This is a genomic window from Falsiroseomonas sp. E2-1-a4, assembly GCF_051433165.1.
Classification (GTDB): domain Bacteria; phylum Pseudomonadota; class Alphaproteobacteria; order Acetobacterales; family Acetobacteraceae; genus Falsiroseomonas.
Map to the genome: position 1 here is coordinate 26896 of NZ_JBHMFS010000013.1, position 17667 is coordinate 44562.

The 17667-nt window shown below is 70.1% G+C and carries 13 protein-coding genes and 1 tRNA gene; all 14 read left to right on the forward strand.

What is annotated here, in order from left to right:
• Nucleotides 1–11: 11 nt before the first annotated feature.
• The 14 genes from ACFHNC_RS15105 to ACFHNC_RS15170 all read left to right on the forward strand — a co-directional run bounded on the left by ACFHNC_RS15105 (nucleotide 12) and on the right by ACFHNC_RS15170 (nucleotide 17567).
• Nucleotides 12–854 (forward strand): NAD-dependent epimerase/dehydratase family protein, encoded by an 843-nt coding sequence (locus tag ACFHNC_RS15105; protein WP_437170055.1) that lies wholly within the window; start codon nucleotides 12–14, stop codon nucleotides 852–854.
• Between the two features lie 127 nt (nucleotides 855–981).
• Complete coding sequence (locus tag ACFHNC_RS15110) at nucleotides 982–1824, forward strand: aldose epimerase (RefSeq protein ID WP_437170056.1); 843 nt, start codon at nucleotides 982–984, stop codon at nucleotides 1822–1824.
• A gap of 49 nt (nucleotides 1825–1873) precedes the next feature.
• Nucleotides 1874–3025, forward strand: coding sequence for an FAD-dependent oxidoreductase (locus ACFHNC_RS15115; protein ID WP_437170057.1), 1152 nt, complete (start codon nucleotides 1874–1876; stop codon nucleotides 3023–3025).
• Entirely contained in the window at nucleotides 3022–4644 is a 1623-nt protein-coding gene (locus tag ACFHNC_RS15120) for an acyl-CoA dehydrogenase family protein (RefSeq protein WP_437170058.1), read from the forward strand. Before ACFHNC_RS15115 ends, ACFHNC_RS15120 begins: the two co-directional genes overlap by 4 nt.
• Before the next feature lie 57 nt (nucleotides 4645–4701).
• Entirely contained in the window at nucleotides 4702–6297 is a 1596-nt protein-coding gene (gene crtI / locus ACFHNC_RS15125; protein ID WP_437170059.1) for a phytoene desaturase family protein, read from the forward strand.
• A gap of 281 nt (nucleotides 6298–6578) precedes the next feature.
• A complete protein-coding gene (locus ACFHNC_RS15130) occupies nucleotides 6579–8165 on the forward strand; it encodes a phytoene desaturase family protein (RefSeq protein ID WP_437170060.1) in 1587 nt (528 codons plus the stop codon).
• 7 nt (nucleotides 8166–8172) lie between these two features.
• Nucleotides 8173–9024 (forward strand): lysophospholipid acyltransferase family protein, encoded by an 852-nt coding sequence (locus tag ACFHNC_RS15135; protein ID WP_437170061.1) that lies wholly within the window; start codon nucleotides 8173–8175, stop codon nucleotides 9022–9024.
• A 3-nt stretch (nucleotides 9025–9027) separates the two neighbouring features.
• Nucleotides 9028–10140, forward strand: a complete 1113-nt coding sequence (locus ACFHNC_RS15140; protein ID WP_437170062.1) for a glycosyltransferase — start codon at nucleotides 9028–9030, stop codon at nucleotides 10138–10140.
• A gap of 82 nt (nucleotides 10141–10222) precedes the next feature.
• Nucleotides 10223–11833, forward strand: coding sequence for a squalene/phytoene synthase family protein (locus ACFHNC_RS15145; RefSeq protein ID WP_437170063.1), 1611 nt, complete (start codon nucleotides 10223–10225; stop codon nucleotides 11831–11833).
• Nucleotides 11830–13071, forward strand: coding sequence for a hydroxysqualene dehydroxylase (locus ACFHNC_RS15150; RefSeq protein WP_437170064.1), 1242 nt, complete (start codon nucleotides 11830–11832; stop codon nucleotides 13069–13071). The genes ACFHNC_RS15145 and ACFHNC_RS15150 overlap by 4 nt, the downstream gene beginning before the upstream one ends.
• A complete protein-coding gene (locus ACFHNC_RS15155; protein WP_437170065.1) occupies nucleotides 13071–14426 on the forward strand; it encodes an aldehyde dehydrogenase family protein in 1356 nt (451 codons plus the stop codon). Before ACFHNC_RS15150 ends, ACFHNC_RS15155 begins: the two co-directional genes overlap by 1 nt.
• An 18-nt stretch (nucleotides 14427–14444) precedes the next feature.
• Nucleotides 14445–15050 (forward strand): GNAT family N-acetyltransferase, encoded by a 606-nt coding sequence (locus tag ACFHNC_RS15160; protein ID WP_437170066.1) that lies wholly within the window; start codon nucleotides 14445–14447, stop codon nucleotides 15048–15050.
• Between the two features lie 89 nt (nucleotides 15051–15139).
• Nucleotides 15140–15221: transfer RNA gene (locus ACFHNC_RS15165), tRNA-Leu, on the forward strand.
• Nucleotides 15222–15500: 279 nt separating this feature from the next.
• Nucleotides 15501–17567, forward strand: a complete 2067-nt coding sequence (locus ACFHNC_RS15170) for a putative bifunctional diguanylate cyclase/phosphodiesterase (protein WP_437170067.1) — start codon at nucleotides 15501–15503, stop codon at nucleotides 17565–17567.
• Nucleotides 17568–17667: the final 100 nt, after the last annotated feature.

Here is a 17667-nt window from a genome sequence, read left to right on the forward strand (position 1 = left end):
GAAGTCCCACCATGCCCGATACCAAGCCCATCCTGCTGACCGGCGCCTCCGGCAATCTCGGCCGCATGCTGACGAAGGAGCTTGCGGCCGCGGGCTACACGCTGCGCCTGACCGATATCGTGCCCTTCCCGGACCCGCTGCCGAAGGGTGCGAGTTTCGTGAAGGCGGATCTGACCGAATCGCTCGCCATCGTCCGCCTGGCGGAGGGCTGCGGCACCATCCTGCATTTCGGCGGCGTCAGCGTGGAGAGGCCCTTCGAGGAAGTGGCCGGCCCCAACCTGCACGGGCTGTACCACATCTATGAGGCCGCCCGGATGTTCGGCGCCCGCGTGGTTTTCGCGAGTTCCAACCACTCCATCGGCTTTCATGAACGGCCGCAGGGCAACCAGGGCAAGCTGGATGCGGACTGCGCCTTTCGCCCGGACGGCTACTACGGGCTGTCCAAGGTGTATGGCGAGCTGCTGGGCCGCATGTACTGGGACAAGCATGGGGTGGAGAACGTCAATATCCGCATCGGCTCCTGCTTCCCGAAGCCGATCAACAAGCGGATGCTGGCCACCTGGCTGTCCTACGCCGATCTCGCCCGACTGATCACCCGCACGATTGAGGCCGAACGCGTCGGCCATTGCGTCGTCTGGGGCGCGTCGAAGAACCCGGATACCTTCTGGGCCGAGGATCACCGCGACCGGCTGGGCTGGGCGCCGGAGGATACGGCGGAGGATTTCCGCGCCGAGGTCGGCGAGATCGTCTCCGGCGACGCCGTGGAGGAACGCTACCAGGGCGGCGGCTACTGCTCGATCGAATACTCCCGCAAGGGCGGCTTTTCGCCGCGCGACCAGTTCGACCTGGAGTAATGGCTGTGCCCGCGGTTCCGACCTGCGGCCGGCAGCTCTGCCGGCCGAGCGGCCGGTTGCCCGTCGCGCAGCCAGGCCGGCATCCGTCACGCCCCTGGCGTGCCTGCGGCACGACTGAGGGCAGGACATGATCCGGCTGGCTTCCGGCGACTGGGACGCGACCATCCTGGTCAGCCAGGGCGCCGCCATCGGCGCCCTGTCCTGGCGCGGCCAGGACATCGTGCAGCCGGTGCCCGAGGGCGAAAGCCCGAATCGCGGGCTGCACAGTGCCTTCCTGATGGCGCCCTGGACCAACCGGCTGGCGGAGGGGCGGATCTCCGTCGGTGGGCAGGACTACGTCATGCCGATCAACCGGCCGCTGGAAGGCCATGCGCTGCACGGCTTTGTCCGCGAACTGGCCTGGACCATCGAGGCCCAGGGGCCGGATCGCGCCGTGATGACCTGTGCCGTGGACCATCCCCCCTTCCGCTGCACCGCGCGGCTGGAGGTGGCGCTGGCGCCGCAGGGGCTGAGCCTGGCGCTGACCCTGACCAATAGCGGGGAAGCGGCGACGCCCATGGGCATCGGCTGGCACCCCTTCTTCACCCGTCCCGCCGGCCTGCGCCTGCGCTTCGCCGCCACCACCGTCTTCGGCCGCGATGCCCGCAACCTGGCCATCTCCCCGCGCCCCAGCGCCGGCCTGCAGGGCGGGGTGGAGGTGCTGGAAGGGCTGGATACGCATTTCGCCGGCTGGGATGGCGTGGCGGTGATGACCCGCCCGGGCGGGCCGGACCTCGCGCTGCGCGCCACCGGCGATTGGGCACACAACCTGCAGATCTACGCCCCGCGCGGCGTCCCGGTGCTGTGCGTGGAGCCGGTGAGCCACGCGCCGGATGCGGTGAACCGCCCCCACATCGCAGCCAACGGCCCGATGCATGTCCTGGCCCCGGGCGAATCCCTGCGGGGCGAGGCAACCCTGCTATTGGTGTAAGCGCCGCACCCCCTTCCACAACCCAGGCGCGGCAGGCCAAACTGGGCGCATGCAAAGCGCTCTCGTGCTCGGTGCCGGTGTCATGGGCCTGTCGGCCGCCTGGGCGTTTTCCCGCGCGGGCTGGGCGGTGCGGGTGGTGGATCAGGATGTGGTGCCCAATCCCCGCGGCAGCTCGGTGGATGACCACCGGCTGATCCGCCACGCCTATGGCGCCGCCACCGGCTACATGCGGATGATCGACCCGGCCTATGCCGCCTGGGACCTGCTTTTCGCCGAGGCCGGGGAACGCCCCTATGTCCAGACCGGCGTGCTGGCCCTGGCCAATGCCCCCGGCGGCTGGCTGGCGGAAAGCCGCGCCGCGCTGCAAGGCGATGGTCATGTGGTGACCGAACTGGACGCCGCGACCGTCGCGGCGCGCCACCCCTTCCTGGCGCCGGATGGCATCGCCGCCGCCTTCCACCTGCCCTCCGGCGGCGTGCTGCTGGCGCGGCGGATCGTGGAATTGCTGGCGCGCTGCCTGGCGGCCCGCGGCATCGATATCCGCCGCGGCCAGGCCATCGGGGTGGACCCCGCCCGTGGCGCGGTGACGCTGGCGGATGGCACGCGCTTGCAGGCCGACCTTCTGGTGGTGGCCGCCGGCCCGTGGGCGCCACGGCTGCTGCCGGGGCTGGCCGCGCGGGTGCGGCCGACGCGGCAGATCATCGTCCGCGTGGCCCCGCCACCCGCGCATGCGGCCGGCTGGCAGGCAGCCCCGATGCTGCTGGACCTCGCCGAGGATGGCGGCTTCTACGCCGTGCCGCCGGTGGCCGGCACGCCGCTGAAGATCGGCGACCACCGCTTCGCCCCCGCCTCCGACCCCGATGCACCGCGGGACGCCACGCCGGCCGAGGCGGCGGAAATCCTCGGGCTGGCCCGCCACCGGATCCGTGATCTCGAAAGCTATCGCGTACTCTCCGCCGCCGCCTGCTACTACGATGTGGAGGCGGAGGAGCGATTCGTGGTCGAGAAGCTGGGGGAGCGTGCCTTCGTGATGTCCGGCTTTTCCGGCCACGGCTTCAAATTCGGCAGCCTGCTCGGCCTCGCTTTGGCGCGCGCGGCGGCCGATCCGTCCCTGGCGCCGGGCCTCGCTGCCTGGGCCGCCGGTGCCACCCCGCCGCCGCCAGGGCTTCTGGCCGATCTGCAACAGGCTGCCACGACATGAGCGTGACCGATGATCTGGTCCTCGGCCTGACCCGGGTGATCGACCTGCCCGGCCTGACGGAGGCCGCCGGCGCGCGGCTGGGTGCCGACGACATCGCCGCCCTGGTCGAGGAAGCCGCGCGCTTCACCGGGGAGAAGATGGCACCGGGCTGGCAGCAAGCGGACCGCCACGGCGCCCGCTACGCCAACGGCACCGTCACCTGCCCGCCGCACTACACGCCGTTGATGCGGGACTGGATCGACAGCGGCTGGCAGGGCATTGCCGCGCCGGTCGAACATGGCGGGCAGGGCCTGCCGCATGCGCTGTGGATCGCGGTGACGGAGCTGGCCTCGGCCGCTGACATGGCCTTTTTCCTCGGCCCGGTGCTGACCGCCGGCGCCATCGACCTGCTGGTGGGCCATGCGACGCCGGACCAGGCGGAGCGCTGGCTGCCGAAACTGGTCTCCGGCGAATGGACGGGCACCATGTGCCTGACGGAGCCGCAGGCGGGCTCCGACCTTTCGGCGCTGCGCTGCCGGGCGGAGCCGTTGGCGGAGGGGCGCTACGCCCTGCACGGCCAGAAGATCTACATCACCTGGGGCGAGCACGACCTGACGGAGAACATCCTCCACCTGGTCCTGGCCCGGCTGCCCGGTGCGCCGGAAGGCTCGCGCGGCATCTCGCTGTTCGCCGCGCCCAAGATGCTGGCCGAGGGCGGCCGCAACGCGCTGCGCTGTGGCGGCATCGAGCACAAGCTGGGCATCCACGCCTCCCCCACCTGCATCATGCTGTTCGACGGCGCCGAGGCGGAGCTGGTGGGTGAGCCGGGCCGCGGCCTTAACGCCATGTTCGCCATGATGAATGCCGCCCGTCTCGCCGTCGGCGTGCAGGGCGTTGGGCAGGGGGCGCGGGCGTTGGCGCTGGCGGAAACCTATGCCGCGCAGCGCAGCCAGAATGGCCGCAACATCGACCGGCACCCGGATGTCGCCCGCATGCTGGCGGAGATGCGCGCCACCACGCTCGCCGGCCGCCTGCTGGCGCTGGAAGCCGCCGCGGCGCTCGATCGGCACCACCTGCTGGGGGATGAGGCAGGCGCCACCCGCCTCGCGCTGCTCACCCCCATCGTCAAGGCGTGGTGCACGGATCGGGGGGTGGAGAATGCCAGTCTCGGCATCCAGGTGCATGGCGGCATGGGCTTCGTGGAAGACAGCGGCGCCGCCCAGGTGATGCGGGACGCCCGCATCGCGCCGATCTATGAGGGCACCAACGGCATCCAGGCGATCGACCTGCTGGTCCGCAAGCTGGCCCGGGACGAGGGTGTGGCCATGCGCGCCTTGCTGGCCGAGGTTGCCGCCACCGATCCGCGCCTGGCCCAGCCCAGCGCCCGCCTGGGCGCCGTCACGGACCTGCTGCTGGGCCTCCAGGCGCGCGACGCGGATGCGGCGCAGTCCCTGGCGGCCGCCTATCTCGATGCGTGCGGCTGGCTGCTGGGCGGCTGGATGCTCGCCCGCGCCGCTGCCGCCAGCCCGGATCGGGCCGCCCTGACAGGATTCTACCTCGCCCGCCTGCTTCCCCGGGCCGAGGCGCGTTGCCTTGAAATTGAGCAGGGCGCACTGCTGCCCCTGCCGCCGCAGCATTAACGGATCCATCATGCCTCTTGCGCGCTGGCCGACCGGACGCATCTGCTGCCAACCGATATGACCGCATCCTTGTCCTCCCCCGCCCTTCACCGCTCCCGCCCCAAGGTTGCCATTATCGGCGCCGGGCCCGGGGGTCTCGCCGCCGCCATGCTGCTGGCCGCCTCCGGCGCCAGGGTCACGGTCTATGAAAAGGATGAGGTGGTGGGCGGGCGTACCCGCACCCTGACCTCGCCGGAGGGCTACAGCTTCGACCTCGGCCCAACCTTCTTCCTGTACCCGCGCATCCTGAAAGAGATCTTCTCCCGCTGCGGCGCGGATCTCGAACAGGAAGTCGATATGCGGCGGCTGGAGCCGCAGTACCGGCTGCTGTTTGAACAGGGTGGTGAGGTCACCACGCTGGATGCCAGCGCCAATCTGGAGCGCATGGAAGCCGCGATCGCCCGCATCTCGCCTGGCGACGCCAAGGGCCTGCGCCCCTTCATGCAGGAAAACCGCGCCAAGCTGGAAGCCTTCCGGCCGGTGCTCGAACGCGCCTTCTCCACCGCCGCCGACATGATCCGACCGGACATGATCAAGGCGCTGCCGCTGATGAAGCCCTGGTCCACCGTGGACAAGGATCTGGCACGGCACTTCAAGGACCCGCGGGTTCGCCTCGCTTTCTCCTTCCAGACCAAATACCTGGGCATGTCGCCATTCAAATGTCCGGCGCTGTTCACCATCCTGTCCTTCCTGGAATACGAACACGGCGTCTTCCACCCGATCGGTGGCTGCGGCGCCGTTTCCAACGCCATGGCGCGCGTCGCCGAACGCCTCGGCGCCGATATTCGCCTGAACAGCCCGATCGACCGCATCGCCTTCGACGGCAAGCGCGCCAAGGGCGTGGAGATCGGCGGCACGCGGCATGACGCCGACGCGGTGGTGGTCAATGGCGACTTCGCCGGGACCATCCCGAAGCTGATCCCGAACCATCTGCGGAAGACCTGGACCGACAAGAAGATCGGCAAGGCGCGCTATTCCTGCTCCACCTTCATGCTCTACCTCGGCCTGGACCGCACGCTGCCGGGCGTCGCCCACCACAACGTCATCCTGTCCGAGCAGTATCGCCAGAATATCGGCCAGATTGAATCTGGCGAGATTCCGGAAATCCCCTCCCTCTACGTCCAGCACGCCGGCGCCACGGACCCGACCATGGCCCCCGAAGGCCACTCCGCCCTCTACGTCCTCGTCCCCGTGCCGAACCTGATCCTGCAGCCCGACTGGGCGCAGCAAAGCGCACGCTTCCGCGAAATCGCCCTCGATCGCCTGAAGGTGCTCGGCCTTGGCGACCTGCGGCCCCACATCAAATACGAACGCATCGTCGCGCCGCAGGATTGGGAAAGCGACTACAACGTGGGCTTCGGCGCTACCTTCAACCTGTCCCACGAACTGCCGCAAATGCTGCTGTTCCGCCCCGGCAACCGCTTCCGCGATGTGGAGGGCGTGTACCTGGTCGGCGGCGGCACCCACCCCGGCAGCGGACTGCCGGTGATCTACGAAGGCGCCCGCATCACCACCGGCCTGCTCGCCGCCGACCTCGGCCTGTCCGGCGCCCCCAGCCGCCCCACCGCCGACAGCGGCTTCCAGGCGGCAACCCCGGTGACGGCGGAGCCTTAACCAGGTTCGGGCGGGTGGCCTTGCAAGGAGGGCTCTGCCCTCCCTGCACCCTCCCGCGAAGGGGCAGTGGCCCCTTCGAACCCATGGATGAGGGGTAGGTGGAAGGAGGGGCGTGGAGGGCGTTCGGGGCCAGGCGGTCGCGCCGAGCCCCACCTTCCACCTACCCCTTAACGGGATTCCAAAGGGACCACTGTCCCTTTGGCGGGGGTGCAGGGGGCAGCGCCCCCTGCAATACCACCCGCGAAAACGGCTAAGACTTCGGACGACACGGAGGAACGCGCATGGCAGACCGGGTGGTGGTGGTGGGGGGTGGCCTCGGTGGCCTGGCCGCGGCGTGTGTGGCGGCGGCGCGTGGGCACAAGGTGACGGTGTTGGACAAGAACCCCTGGATGGGGGGGAAGGCGGCGGTGTTGAATCTGGAGGCGCCGGATGGGTCCGGGTCTTTCCGGTTCGACATGGGGCCGACGATTCTGACGGTGCCGCGGGTATTGCGGCGGATTTATGCGGAGGCCGGGCGGGATCAGGCGAAGGAGTTGCCGCTGATCCGGCTGGACCCGCAGTGGCGCTGTTTCTTCGAGGATGGCACGCAGATCGACCTGATGGCCGATGTGGCGACCATGCAGGCGGAGATCGAGAAGTTCGCCCCGGGCCGTGGGTTGGGCGAGGGCTATCGCAAGTTCCAGGAGGAGAGCCGGCACCTGCATGGGGTGTCGGAGAAGTTCTTCTTCTGGCGGCCGGTCGAGGGTGTGACGGACACCATCGACATGAAGGCGAATCTCAACCCGAACACGCTGCGGGATGTCTTGTCGCTGAAGATGGGCCAGACGGCGGCCAAGATCATTCGCGGTCATGTGCCGGATGAGCGCCTGGCGCAGATGCTGGACCACTACTGCCAGTATATCGGGTCTTCGCCTTATCTGGCGCCGGCGGTGGTGTGCTCGATCGGCGACATGCAGGCGAGCGAGGGTGTCTGGTACCCGGTGGGCGGCACCCGCGCGGTGGCGGAGGGTCTGGCGAAGCTGGCCGGCGAGCTGGGCGCGGAGCTGCGCACCAATGCCGAGGTCACGGGCTTCGACATCGAGAATGGCACCATCAAGGGCGTCCGCATGGGCAGCGAGACGATCGCCTGCGATGCGGTGATCTCCAACATGGACGCCATCCGCACCTACAAGGAACTGGTGGGCGGCGAGCCGGGCCGGAAATACGCCAAGAAGAACTTCGAGCCGGCCTGTTCGGGCGTGGTTCTCTATCTCGGCCTGAACAAGCGCTACGACCATTTGGCGCATCACTGCTTCGTCTTCTCCCGCGATGCGGAGGAGGAGTTCGACGCGATCTACAAGAAGGGTGAGCCGGCCCCCGACCCGACCGCCTACCTGGCGGCCACGTCGTGCAGCGATGACGGCACGGCGCCGGCGGGGGGGGAGGCGCTGTATGTGCTGGTCCATACCCCGCATCTGCGCCCGCACCATGACTGGTCGAAGATGTTCCCGAAGTATCGGCAGACCATCCTGGACAAGCTGAAGCGCACCGCGGGGATGGAGGATATCGAGGAGCGGATCGTGGTCGAAAGCCAGCTCACGCCCGTCGATATCCATGAGCGCTACAAGGTGCTGGACGGTGCGATTTATGGCCTTGCCAGCCATGGCAGCTTCACCGGCGCCTTCAAGCCGGGCAACCGGTCCAAAATGGTGAAGGGCCTGTATCTGTGCGGTGGCGCCGCGCATCCGGGGCCGGGCATGCCGATGGTGATGATGTCCGGCTGGATCGCGGCGGATGCGCTGGACCGCGACCGCGGCGGCCGTGGCATGTCCGATACGGCGCGCGAGGCCGGGCGGCGGGAGGCGGAGCTGCCCGCCGCGGCGGAGTAGCCATGCCATGAACGCCATGCCGCCAGCGGCCCAGGGCGGTGAACGGGGCGGTGAACGGGGCGAGGCGGGCGACAGCCCGGTCACGCTGTACGACCCGCGCCGCATGGCGTTCTTCCACTACATGTTCAGCCGCTTCTTCCGCACACATATGCGCGCCGGGCGGGTGGCGCGCTGGGGCCTGCCGGGGGATTACGGCGCGCGGCCGCTGGTGGTTTTCGCCAACCATCCGGGCTGGTGGGACGGGGTCGCCTTCATGCTGCTGTCGAACCGGCTGTTCCCGGGGCGGCGCATGTTCGTGCCGATGGATGCCGGGGCGATCACCAAATACCGCTTCATGACGCGCATCGGGGTTTTCGGCGTGGAGGGCGGCACGCCGCGCGGTGCCGTGGCCTTCCTGCGCACCGCGCGGCAGGTGCTGGCGGCGCCGGACCGGATGCTGTGGATGAACGCGCCGGGCCGCTTCAGCGATGTGCGCGAACGCCCGGTGCCGATCGCCCCCGGCATGTCCCGCCTGCCGGAGATGGCGCGCGATGCGCTGTTCGTGCCGCTGGCGCTCGACTACCCCTTCTGGTCCGAGCGCAAGGCGGAAATGCTGTGCGCCTTCGGCCCGCCGATCGAAGCCGCCACACTGGCCGCGCTGCCGCGGGAGGACCGGCTGGCAGTGCTGTCGGGCGCGCTGGCCGCCACCATGGACCGCCTGGCGCAGGATGCCATCGCGCGGGACCCGGCGCGGTTCGAGACGCTGCTACAGGGCCCCGAAGGCATGGGTGGCATCTATCAGCTCTGGCGACGCTTGCTTTCCGCGGTGAAGGGACAATCATTTGACCCAAGACATGATCCCACGGGGGGGGCGCGTTAGGCGATGGATACGGATGGCACCTGGGATTTCACCTGGGCCTGGATAGCGCTCGCGCTGGCCATGTTCCCGGCCACCATGGGGGTGGTGAACCTGTTCCTGGTCCGTCCGCCCCGCGGCACGCCTGCGGATGGGACGCTGGTTTCCATCCTGGTCCCGGCGCGGAACGAGGCCGCGAACATCGCCGGCTGCCTCGATGTCGCGCTGGCCTCCGCCGGCGTGGCGGTCGAAGTCGTGGTGATGGATGACGGCTCCACCGACGGTACGGCGGAGATCGTGCGTTCCTATGCGGCGCGGGATGCGCGGGTGCGGCTGGAGGCGGCGCCCGCCCTGCCGCCGGGCTGGACCGGCAAGGTGCATGCCTGCGCCCGCCTGGCGGATGCCGCGCGCGGCACGCATTTCCTGTTCATCGATGCCGATGTGCGCCTGGCGCCGGAGGCTGCTTCCACCATGGCCGGCCACGCCGCGCGCACCGGCACGGCGATGGTCACCGGCGTGCCGAAGCAGAACATCGGCTCGCTGGGTGAGGCGCTGACGGTGCCGATGATCAATTTCCTGATCTTCTGCTACCTGCCCGGCGGCGGCCGCGCCTTCACCCGGCGCTCCGGCATGGCGGCCGCCTGTGGCCAGCTTCTGCTGGTGGAGCGGGAGGGATATTTTGCTGCGGGCGGGCATGAGGGTGTGCGCGGCGTCCTGCATGACGGGCTGGCGCTCGCGCGCCGCATGCGCGAGCACGGCCTGGCGACGGAAATCGTCGAGGGCCACGCGCTGGCCACCTGCCGCATGTACACGAATTTTCGGGATAGTTGGGCCGGCTTCATCAAGAATGCGCGGGAGGGCATGGCGACGCCGGTGGGGCTGCCGATCTGGACCGTCATGCTGGCCGGCGCGCATCTCTGGCCGTTCTTCTTCCTGCCGCGCAGCGCCGCGATCCTGGCGCTGGCGCTGGGCTTCGCGCTGCGCGCCGCCGTCACGCTACGGGTGCGGGAGCCGTGGTGGACCATTCCGCTGCATCCGCTGACGGTGCTGGTGGCACTCGCCATCCAATGGGTGGCGCTGGCGCGCGGGCTGATGGGCAAGCCGGCCGGATGGAAGGGGCGGGCCTATGAGCCCGTCTGAAGCAGTTTCGGACTATGCGCTACAACAACCAGCTGGGGGCGGTTCGCCGTGCCCCGGCACGTTGAAACGGCCGTAGCTGCGCATGGACCAGTCCGCGTTCACGGCCGGGCTTGCCGCAGGGCCACCGAACCGGACGGAAACGACGGAAAATTTCCCTGTCGCATCCCGCCTGCTGCCGCCCGAATTGCGGCCGAAGGTCATCGCCTTCTACCGCTTCGCCCGCATGGCGGACGACATTGCCGATGCGCCGGACCTGTCGCCTGACGTGAAGCTGGCGCGGCTGGATGCGATGGAACGCCTGCTGGACGACCCGCGCGGCCCGCTGGCCGAGGTCGGCACGGCGGAGGCGCGGGTGCTGCTCTCCGCCTTCCGCCAGGATGCGGTGCAGTCGCGCTACGCGGATTGGCCGGCGCTGGAGGACTACTGCCAGCGTTCCGCCGCGCCGGTCGGTCGCATGCTGCTGCGCCTGCATGGGGATACGCATCCGCAGGCCGCACCTGCCGCCGATGCGCTGTGCGCCGCCTTGCAGATCCTGAACCATTTGCAGGATCTGGTGCCGGACCGCGCCACGATGGGCCGCATCTACCTGCCCGAATCCTGGATGGCTCTCGCGGGTGGGGAAGACGCCTTCTTCGCCCCCGCCAACCCGCTGCGCCGTGCCGTGCTGGATGCGGCGCTGGATCGGGTGGAGGCGGCGCTGGAAGCGGCGGCGCCGCTGCCGCGCCTGTTGCAATCCCGCTTGCGGCGTCAGGCGGCGGTGACCCTCGCCTTGGCCTGGCGCCTGCTGGCCCGGCTGCGCGCGGCGGACCCGGTGGCCGGGCGCGTTGCCCTCCGCCGTACCGATTTCGCCGCCGCCTTTGGCGGCCTGCTGCGCGCCCCGCCCGGCGATGCTGCGGTGGTGCGCGCCCGCGTGGACCGCGCCGGCAGCAGCTTCGGCCGCGGCATGGCGGTGCTGAAGGGCGAACGCCGCCGGGCGCTCTATGCCGTTTACGGTTTCTGCCGCGCGGTGGACGATATCGCCGATGGCGCGATGCCGGAGGCGGAAAAGCGCCGCCTGCTGGCCGCCTGGCGCGGCAAGCTGGTGCAGCCGGATTGTGCGCTCTCCGCCGAACTCGCCCTGGCCCGCGCGGCCTTCGCTTTGCCGCTGGCCGAATGCGTCGCGATGATCGACGGCATGGAGACGGATGCCACCCCCGGCCTGCGCCTGCCGGATGAGGCGGCGCTGGATGCCTATTGCCGCCGCGTCGCAGGCAGCGTCGGTTCCATGGCGGTGCGGATCTTCGGCGCGCCGGGGGCGGAGGCGTTCGGCCTGGCGCTCGGCCGTACCCTGCAACTGGTGAACATCGTACGCGACGTGGATGAGGATGCGGCGATCGACCGCGTCTATGTCCCGGCCTCCCTGCTCGCGCGCCATGGTGTTCCGCCCGGCACGCCTTCTGCCATCGTCGCCCACCCGCATTTCGCGCTATGCTGCGAAGACCTCGCGGCGCGCGCGGCGGCCGGCTTCGCGCGGGCGGAACTCGAATTGCGGGAGCATGACGGCCAGGCGATGAAACCGGCGCGCATCATGATGTGGGGCTACCGCCGGCTGCTGGACCGCATGCTCGCCACCGGCTTCGCCCATCCGCGCCGGCGGCCGCGGCTGACCCGGGGTGAGAAGCTGCATATGGCCTGGCTGGCGGTAAGACCATGACCGTGCATGTGGTCGGCGCCGGCGTGGCCGGGCTGGCGGCGGCGCTGGCCCTGGTGCGCGGCGGCCGTCGCGTGGCGCTGCATGAGGCCGCGCCGGTGGCCGGTGGCCGCTGCCGCGCGCTGCCGGATGGCACCGACAACGGCACCCACGCCTTGCTCGGCGCCAACCATGCGGCGCTGCGCTTCCTGGTGCAGATCGGCGCGCGGGACGGGTGGGTGGAACCCGAACCCACTGGCCTGCCGGTGCTGGATCTGGAAAACGGCAATGCCCGCCGCGTCGCGCTGTCCCCGCTCGGCTGGGGGGATGCGGCGAAACGGCCGGAGGGGGTGACGCTGGGCAGCCTGCTCGCCCTGCTGCGCCTGACGCTGCCGGGCCCGGATCGCAGCGTGGCGGAGGTGTTCGCCCACCACCCGAAGCTGCTGCGCGCCCTGGTGGAGCCACTGACGGTGGCCGCGCTGAACACCCCGGTGGGCGAGGCCTCCGCCAGCCGCCTTGGTGCCGTGCTGCGGCGGCTGGGCGGCAAGGGCGCGGCGCGGCTGCTGGTGGCGCGCCAGGGACTCGGGCCGGATCTGGTGGCGCCGGCGCTGGCGACACTCGCCTGCCATGGCGCCAACCTCCGCACCGGGGCGCGGCTGCGCGCGCTGGTGCAGGAAGGCGGCCGCGTCACCGGCCTGGATTTTGGCGCGGCAACGCAGCCGATTGGCCCCACCGACGCCGTGGTGCTGGCCCTGCCGCCGTGGGAGGCCGTGCGCCTGCTGCCCGGCCTGCCGGTACCGGCCCGCCATGCGCCGATCCTCAACGTGCATTTCACCCGGATCGAGGAGGGCGAGGTGCGTTTCATCGGATTGCTCGGCGGGCTGGCGCAATGGGTGCTGGTGCGCCCTACCGGCGTCTCCGTCACCGTCAGCGCGGCGGATAACAGCGTCGGGCTGAGCGATGCGGAGGCCGTGTCGCAAATCTGGCCGGAGGTGCGGGAGGCCGCGCTGCGCTTCGGCCTGCCCGGCGCCTGGCCGGTGGAGCCACCCCCGGCGCGCGCCGTGCGCGAACGCCGCGCCACGCCGCGGCACGGGCTGAACCCGCCCCCCGCCCCGCCGCGCTGCCCGCTGCCGAATCTGGCGCTGGCCGGCGACTGGACGCTTGCCGCCCTGCCGGCAACGATCGAGGCCGCCATCCGATCCGGCGAGGCCGCCGCCGCCGCGCTGCTCTCCGCCCAGGCCCGCCAGGCCGTCGCGGCGTGATGGCGGCCGAGACACCGTCCGGCGCGCTCGCGCGGCTGCGCGCGGCGGAGGCGCGGGATGGCCGCCTCTCGCTGGACCAGCGGCGGGACCTGCTGGACCGCCTGGCCAAGACCCTGCTGGCGCGGGCGGAGGATCTGGCCGCGGCGCTGGATGCCGATTTCGGTGGGCGATCCCGGCTGGAGACGCTGCTGGCGGATGTGCTGTGCACCGTCGATTCCGCACGCTATTCGCGCCGCCACCTGAAAAGCTGGGCGCGGCCCCGCCGTGCCGCCGTGCCCTACCCCTTCTGGCCGGCGCGGGCGTGGGAGGAGCCGGTGCCGAAGGGCATCATCGGGATCATGGCGCCCTGGAACTACCCGGTGCAGCTGGCCCTGGTGCCGGTGGTGGATGCGATCGCCGCCGGCAACCGCGTGGTGGTGAAGCCGAGCGAGGGCGTGCCCCGCACCGCAGCCCTGATCGCGGAGGTGCTGGAGGCCGCCCTCGGCCCGGAGATCGCCGCGACCGTGCTCGGCGGGCCGGATGTGGCGGCGGATTTCGCCGCGCAGCAATGGGACCATTTGATGTTCACCGGCGGCACGGAGACCGGCCGCAAGGTGGCCGTGGCCGCCGCGCGCAACCTGGTGCCGGTGACGCTGGAGCTCGGTGGCAAATGCCCGGCCCTGGTGCTTCCCGGCGCCGATCTGGCGGTGGCGGCGCGGGACATATTGGTGGGCAAGGCGGTGAATGCCGGGCAGACCTGCGTGGCGCCGGACACCGTGCTGCTGGTCGGCCACGCCCCGGAAGCCTTCATCGCAGCCTGCCGCGCCAGCGGCCTCGCCTTGCCGGAGACCGGCCTGGCCAGCGACGCCCAGGCGGCACGGCTGGACCGGCTGGTGGAAGGCGTGGCGCTGCAACCGCTTGGCCCGGATGGCCCCGGCCGGCAACGCGCCCTGGCGCTCGCCTTCCCCAAGCCCGCCGACGCGTTGGCGCGGGAGGAGGCGTTCGGCCCGGTCCTGGCGGTGGAGCCCATGGTGGGTCTCGCGGCCGCGATCGGCTGGATCACCGCCCGCCCGGCGCCGCTGGCGATCTACCTGTTCGGCGCCACGCCGGCGGAGACGGCGGCGGTGGCTGCCGCCACCCGCTCCGGCGCGCTCGTCACGGCCCGAACGGTGGAATATGCCGCCTTTCCGGCGCTCGGATTCGGCGGTACGGGCGGCTCGGGGCAGGGGCGTTATCACGGAAAGGCAGGTTTTTTAACCTTTTCCGAGATTCGTTCACATGTTCGGCATGGCCCCTGGAGCCTTGCGCGCCTCTTTGATCTTCCAAGAAAAAGACTCGCGCATCGGTTGATCTCCAGGCTGGTAGGCACTCGTTAACGGTGCCAAACTCGATGCATGAACGCATCAGAAGAACAGCGTCGGGATGTGTGCACGGAAAGGCTGTGCCTGCGTTTGCCCTTCTCCGAGGATGCCGCGGCACTTGCTGGCCTGATGGGGCCGGACATCAGTGCACGACTTGCATCCTGGCCGGTTCATCTGGCGCCGGAGGCCGCGGCTGCCCGCCTGGGTGAGGCCCGGGCCGCCGCCATGGCCGGGCTGGCGCTGCCCCTGGTCATCACCCGGCGTGATGGGGGGGAAATTGTCGGCTGGATCAGTGCCGCACGATCGGAGGCGGACCGCAACCGTGCCGTGCTGACCTACTGGCTGGGAGATCGTTTCCAGCGCGAGGGGCTGATGCGGGAGGCAGCGCCGGCGGCGCTGGCCGCCATTTTTAGCCAGATGGGCGTCAGCGAGGTGCGCGCCGCCGTACAGCCGGACAACGCCGCCTCCCGCGCCGTGCTGCGCGGCCTGGGCATGCGACCGCTTGGCCTGGGCCACATCTGGTGCGCGGCGAGGGGGCGGGAGGAGCAGTGCGAGTGGTGGACCGTGCTGCGGCCCATCGAGACGATCCTGCCGCAGACCGATGTCGCAGGGGACAGCCTGCCGGCCGCAGCGGGGTAGCCCCGCCGCCGGCGTCGGCGAAGGCCCGATGCCTGGCCCGTAAGCCGCCCTGGCGAGCGGAGGTCCGGCGCGTCATAATCCGTGCCGAGGCGGGCGTGCCGGAACGGTAGACGGAAGGGTCTTAAAAACCCTCGGCCCTGTGCCATGCGGGTTCGATCCCCGCCGCCCGCATTTTCCTCCCGCTGCGGTTCGCGCCAGCGATGCAGCGATGGCCCCCGGGGGCACACCGCAGGCTTCCCCGCGTCGGACCGGAGCGGTGGGATGCGGAGAAGTAGTAACCAATACGTAAGAATGCTCATATATTGAAGATCAGGAATGAAGATCGAGACGCCGGGTGTATACATTATTCCCTGCATTCGAGGCTGCTCCCAGCCTCACGCAAGCACCGGCCGTGCCGCGGCCTTGCGCGGCGATGCAGGCGACCGGGCGTGACCTGCCGGCCGACTTCGGGTGAGCACCGCCAGCGCCATGGCGCCAATGCCGCCGGAAACGTCGGCGCCGCATGACTGGCGCAATCCTAGCTGGATTCTGGACCGGCTGAGCACCGCGGTCTGGATCTTCGATATTGATCATGGCCGGGTGGTCTGGGCAAATGCCGCGGCGCTCGAGGTCTGGAATGCGGCCACGCTGGATGAGCTGGTGGCGCGGGACCTGAAGGCGGATATGTCCCCCGCCGTGGCGCGCCGGCTGCGGCAGTACCAGGGCGACTTCATCAGCCACGACGCGGTCTTCACTGAGATGTGGACCCTTTATCCGCGCGGCGCGCCACGGCCTCTGGAGGCGCGGCTCAGCGGTGCCAGGCTGCCCGATGGCCGCATGGCCATGCTCTGCGAGGCACGCGACGAAACGCGCCTGCAGCCGGAGGCGATTCGCAGCGCCGATGCGCTGCTGCACACCAGCCTGATGATCTCGCTGCATGATTTCGACGGGCGCACGCTGTACTGCAACCCGGCCGCCCGCGCGAGCTTCGACCAGCCCCGGCTGGACCTGGCCTCACGCTTCCTGCACCGGCGGGACTATGAGCGGATGATGGCGCAGATCCGCAGCGCCGCGGAAGGCAGCATGATCGCCGAGGTTGTCGGCGCCCATGGCCAGCGCTGGCATGAGCTGACGGTGCGCGCCTGCCACGACCCGGTCTCCGGCCGCCCGTCCATCCTGGTCAGTGAGACCGATGTGACGGAGCTGAAGGAGGCGGAGGCGCTGGCGCAGAACCGGGCGCATCATGATCCGCTGACCGGCCTGCCGAACCGGCTCGCCATGCCGTTGCGGTTCAATGCCATGGTCCGGAAGGCGGAACAGCGTGGCGCCCGGATCGGCGTGCTGTTCATCGATCTCGACCAGTTCAAGGCCATCAACGACACGCTCGGACACCTGCATGGCGACGCCGTGCTGATGGAGGTCGCCAAACGGCTTTCGGCGCTTCGCGTTGGCGACGATACCGTGATCCGCCTGAGCGGCGACGAGTTCCTGTTCCTGGTGACCGAGGGGCCGGAGGAGCCGGGGCGGATCGATGCGCTGGCCCGGCTGGTGCTGGAACGCCTGGCGCTGCCGGTGCATGGCGAGCGTCGCAAGCTGATGGTGACGCCGAGCATCGGCATCGCCTGCTTTCCCCAGCACGGCACGAACGCGCAATTGCTGATGCAGCGCGCCGACCTTGCCATGTACGCCTCGAAGGCCGGCGGGCGGAACCAGATGCGGGTCTATGACGAGGGCATGCGGAACCAGCGCGAGGAGGAATTGCAGCTTCTGTCGGACCTGCGCGATGCGCTGCGGAACGGCCACATCGTGCCCCACTACCAGCCGCGCTATGCCCCCGGCACGCAGCGCGCCGTGGCGGTCGAGGCGCTGGCCCGCTGGCAGCATCCCGAACGCGGCCTGATCCTGCCCTCCGCCTTCATCCCGATCGCGGAGAAATCAGGCCTGATCAACCAGATCGGCGCCAGTATCATGGAACAGGTGGTGCGGCAGCGTTGCGAATGGGCGCGCCAGGGCCTCGATGTGTTCGTCTCGGTCAACGTCTCCCAGCGGCAACTCTGCGAGGCGGATTTCGCGGCCTCCGTGCAGCGCATCCTCGATAAACAGGGCTGCGACCCGCGGCGGCTGGAGCTGGAGATCACGGAGACGCTGCTGATCGAGGACAACCCGGCGGTCCGCGCCAATCTGGCGACGATCCGCACCCTCGGCATCCGCATCGCAATCGACGATTTCGGCACCGGCTATTCCAACCTGGCCCGCCTGAACGGGATGGCGGTGGATTGCATCAAGATCGATCGCAGCCTGATCCAGGGCCTGCCCCGCAACGAGGAGATCGTCCGCCTGGTGATCGCCATGTGCAACTTCATGCAGGTCGTCATCGTCGCGGAAGGGATCGAGACCCTCGCCATGGCCGAATGGGCGCAACGCCTCGGCTGCCATGAATTGCAGGGCTATTTCTACAGCGGCCCCGTCGATGCCGAGGCGGCGGCGTGCCTGCTGATGGGCCAGGCCACTGCGCCGCTTCAACTTGCGATGGGTTGAGGCGCAAATAGGCATAAAGGGCACGAAACAGAGTTTCGCCGTGCCGAATCCGGCATGGCTGCACGGGCCGCGGCGGCCATGCCATGCTGCCGGGAAACGC

What these genes read in the sequence shown, in the direction of transcription:
- ACFHNC_RS15135 (WP_437170061.1), top strand. Translation starts at nt 8,173, where the DNA reads ATGAACGCCATGCCGCCAGCGGCCCAGGGCGGTGAACGGGGCGGTGAA.
- ACFHNC_RS15145 (WP_437170063.1), top strand. Translation starts at nt 10,223, where the DNA reads ATGGACCAGTCCGCGTTCACGGCCGGGCTTGCCGCAGGGCCACCGAAC.
- ACFHNC_RS15120 (WP_437170058.1), top strand. Translation starts at nt 3,022, where the DNA reads ATGAGCGTGACCGATGATCTGGTCCTCGGCCTGACCCGGGTGATCGAC.
- ACFHNC_RS15110 (WP_437170056.1), top strand. Translation starts at nt 982, where the DNA reads ATGATCCGGCTGGCTTCCGGCGACTGGGACGCGACCATCCTGGTCAGC.
- ACFHNC_RS15160 (WP_437170066.1), top strand. Translation starts at nt 14,445, where the DNA reads ATGAACGCATCAGAAGAACAGCGTCGGGATGTGTGCACGGAAAGGCTG.
- ACFHNC_RS15105 (WP_437170055.1), top strand. Translation starts at nt 12, where the DNA reads ATGCCCGATACCAAGCCCATCCTGCTGACCGGCGCCTCCGGCAATCTC.
- ACFHNC_RS15130 (WP_437170060.1), top strand. Translation starts at nt 6,579, where the DNA reads ATGGCAGACCGGGTGGTGGTGGTGGGGGGTGGCCTCGGTGGCCTGGCC.
- ACFHNC_RS15115 (WP_437170057.1), top strand. Translation starts at nt 1,874, where the DNA reads ATGCAAAGCGCTCTCGTGCTCGGTGCCGGTGTCATGGGCCTGTCGGCC.
- ACFHNC_RS15140 (WP_437170062.1), top strand. Translation starts at nt 9,028, where the DNA reads ATGGATACGGATGGCACCTGGGATTTCACCTGGGCCTGGATAGCGCTC.
- ACFHNC_RS15155 (WP_437170065.1), top strand. Translation starts at nt 13,071, where the DNA reads ATGGCGGCCGAGACACCGTCCGGCGCGCTCGCGCGGCTGCGCGCGGCG.
- ACFHNC_RS15150 (WP_437170064.1), top strand. Translation starts at nt 11,830, where the DNA reads ATGACCGTGCATGTGGTCGGCGCCGGCGTGGCCGGGCTGGCGGCGGCG.
- crtI (WP_437170059.1), top strand. Translation starts at nt 4,702, where the DNA reads ATGACCGCATCCTTGTCCTCCCCCGCCCTTCACCGCTCCCGCCCCAAG.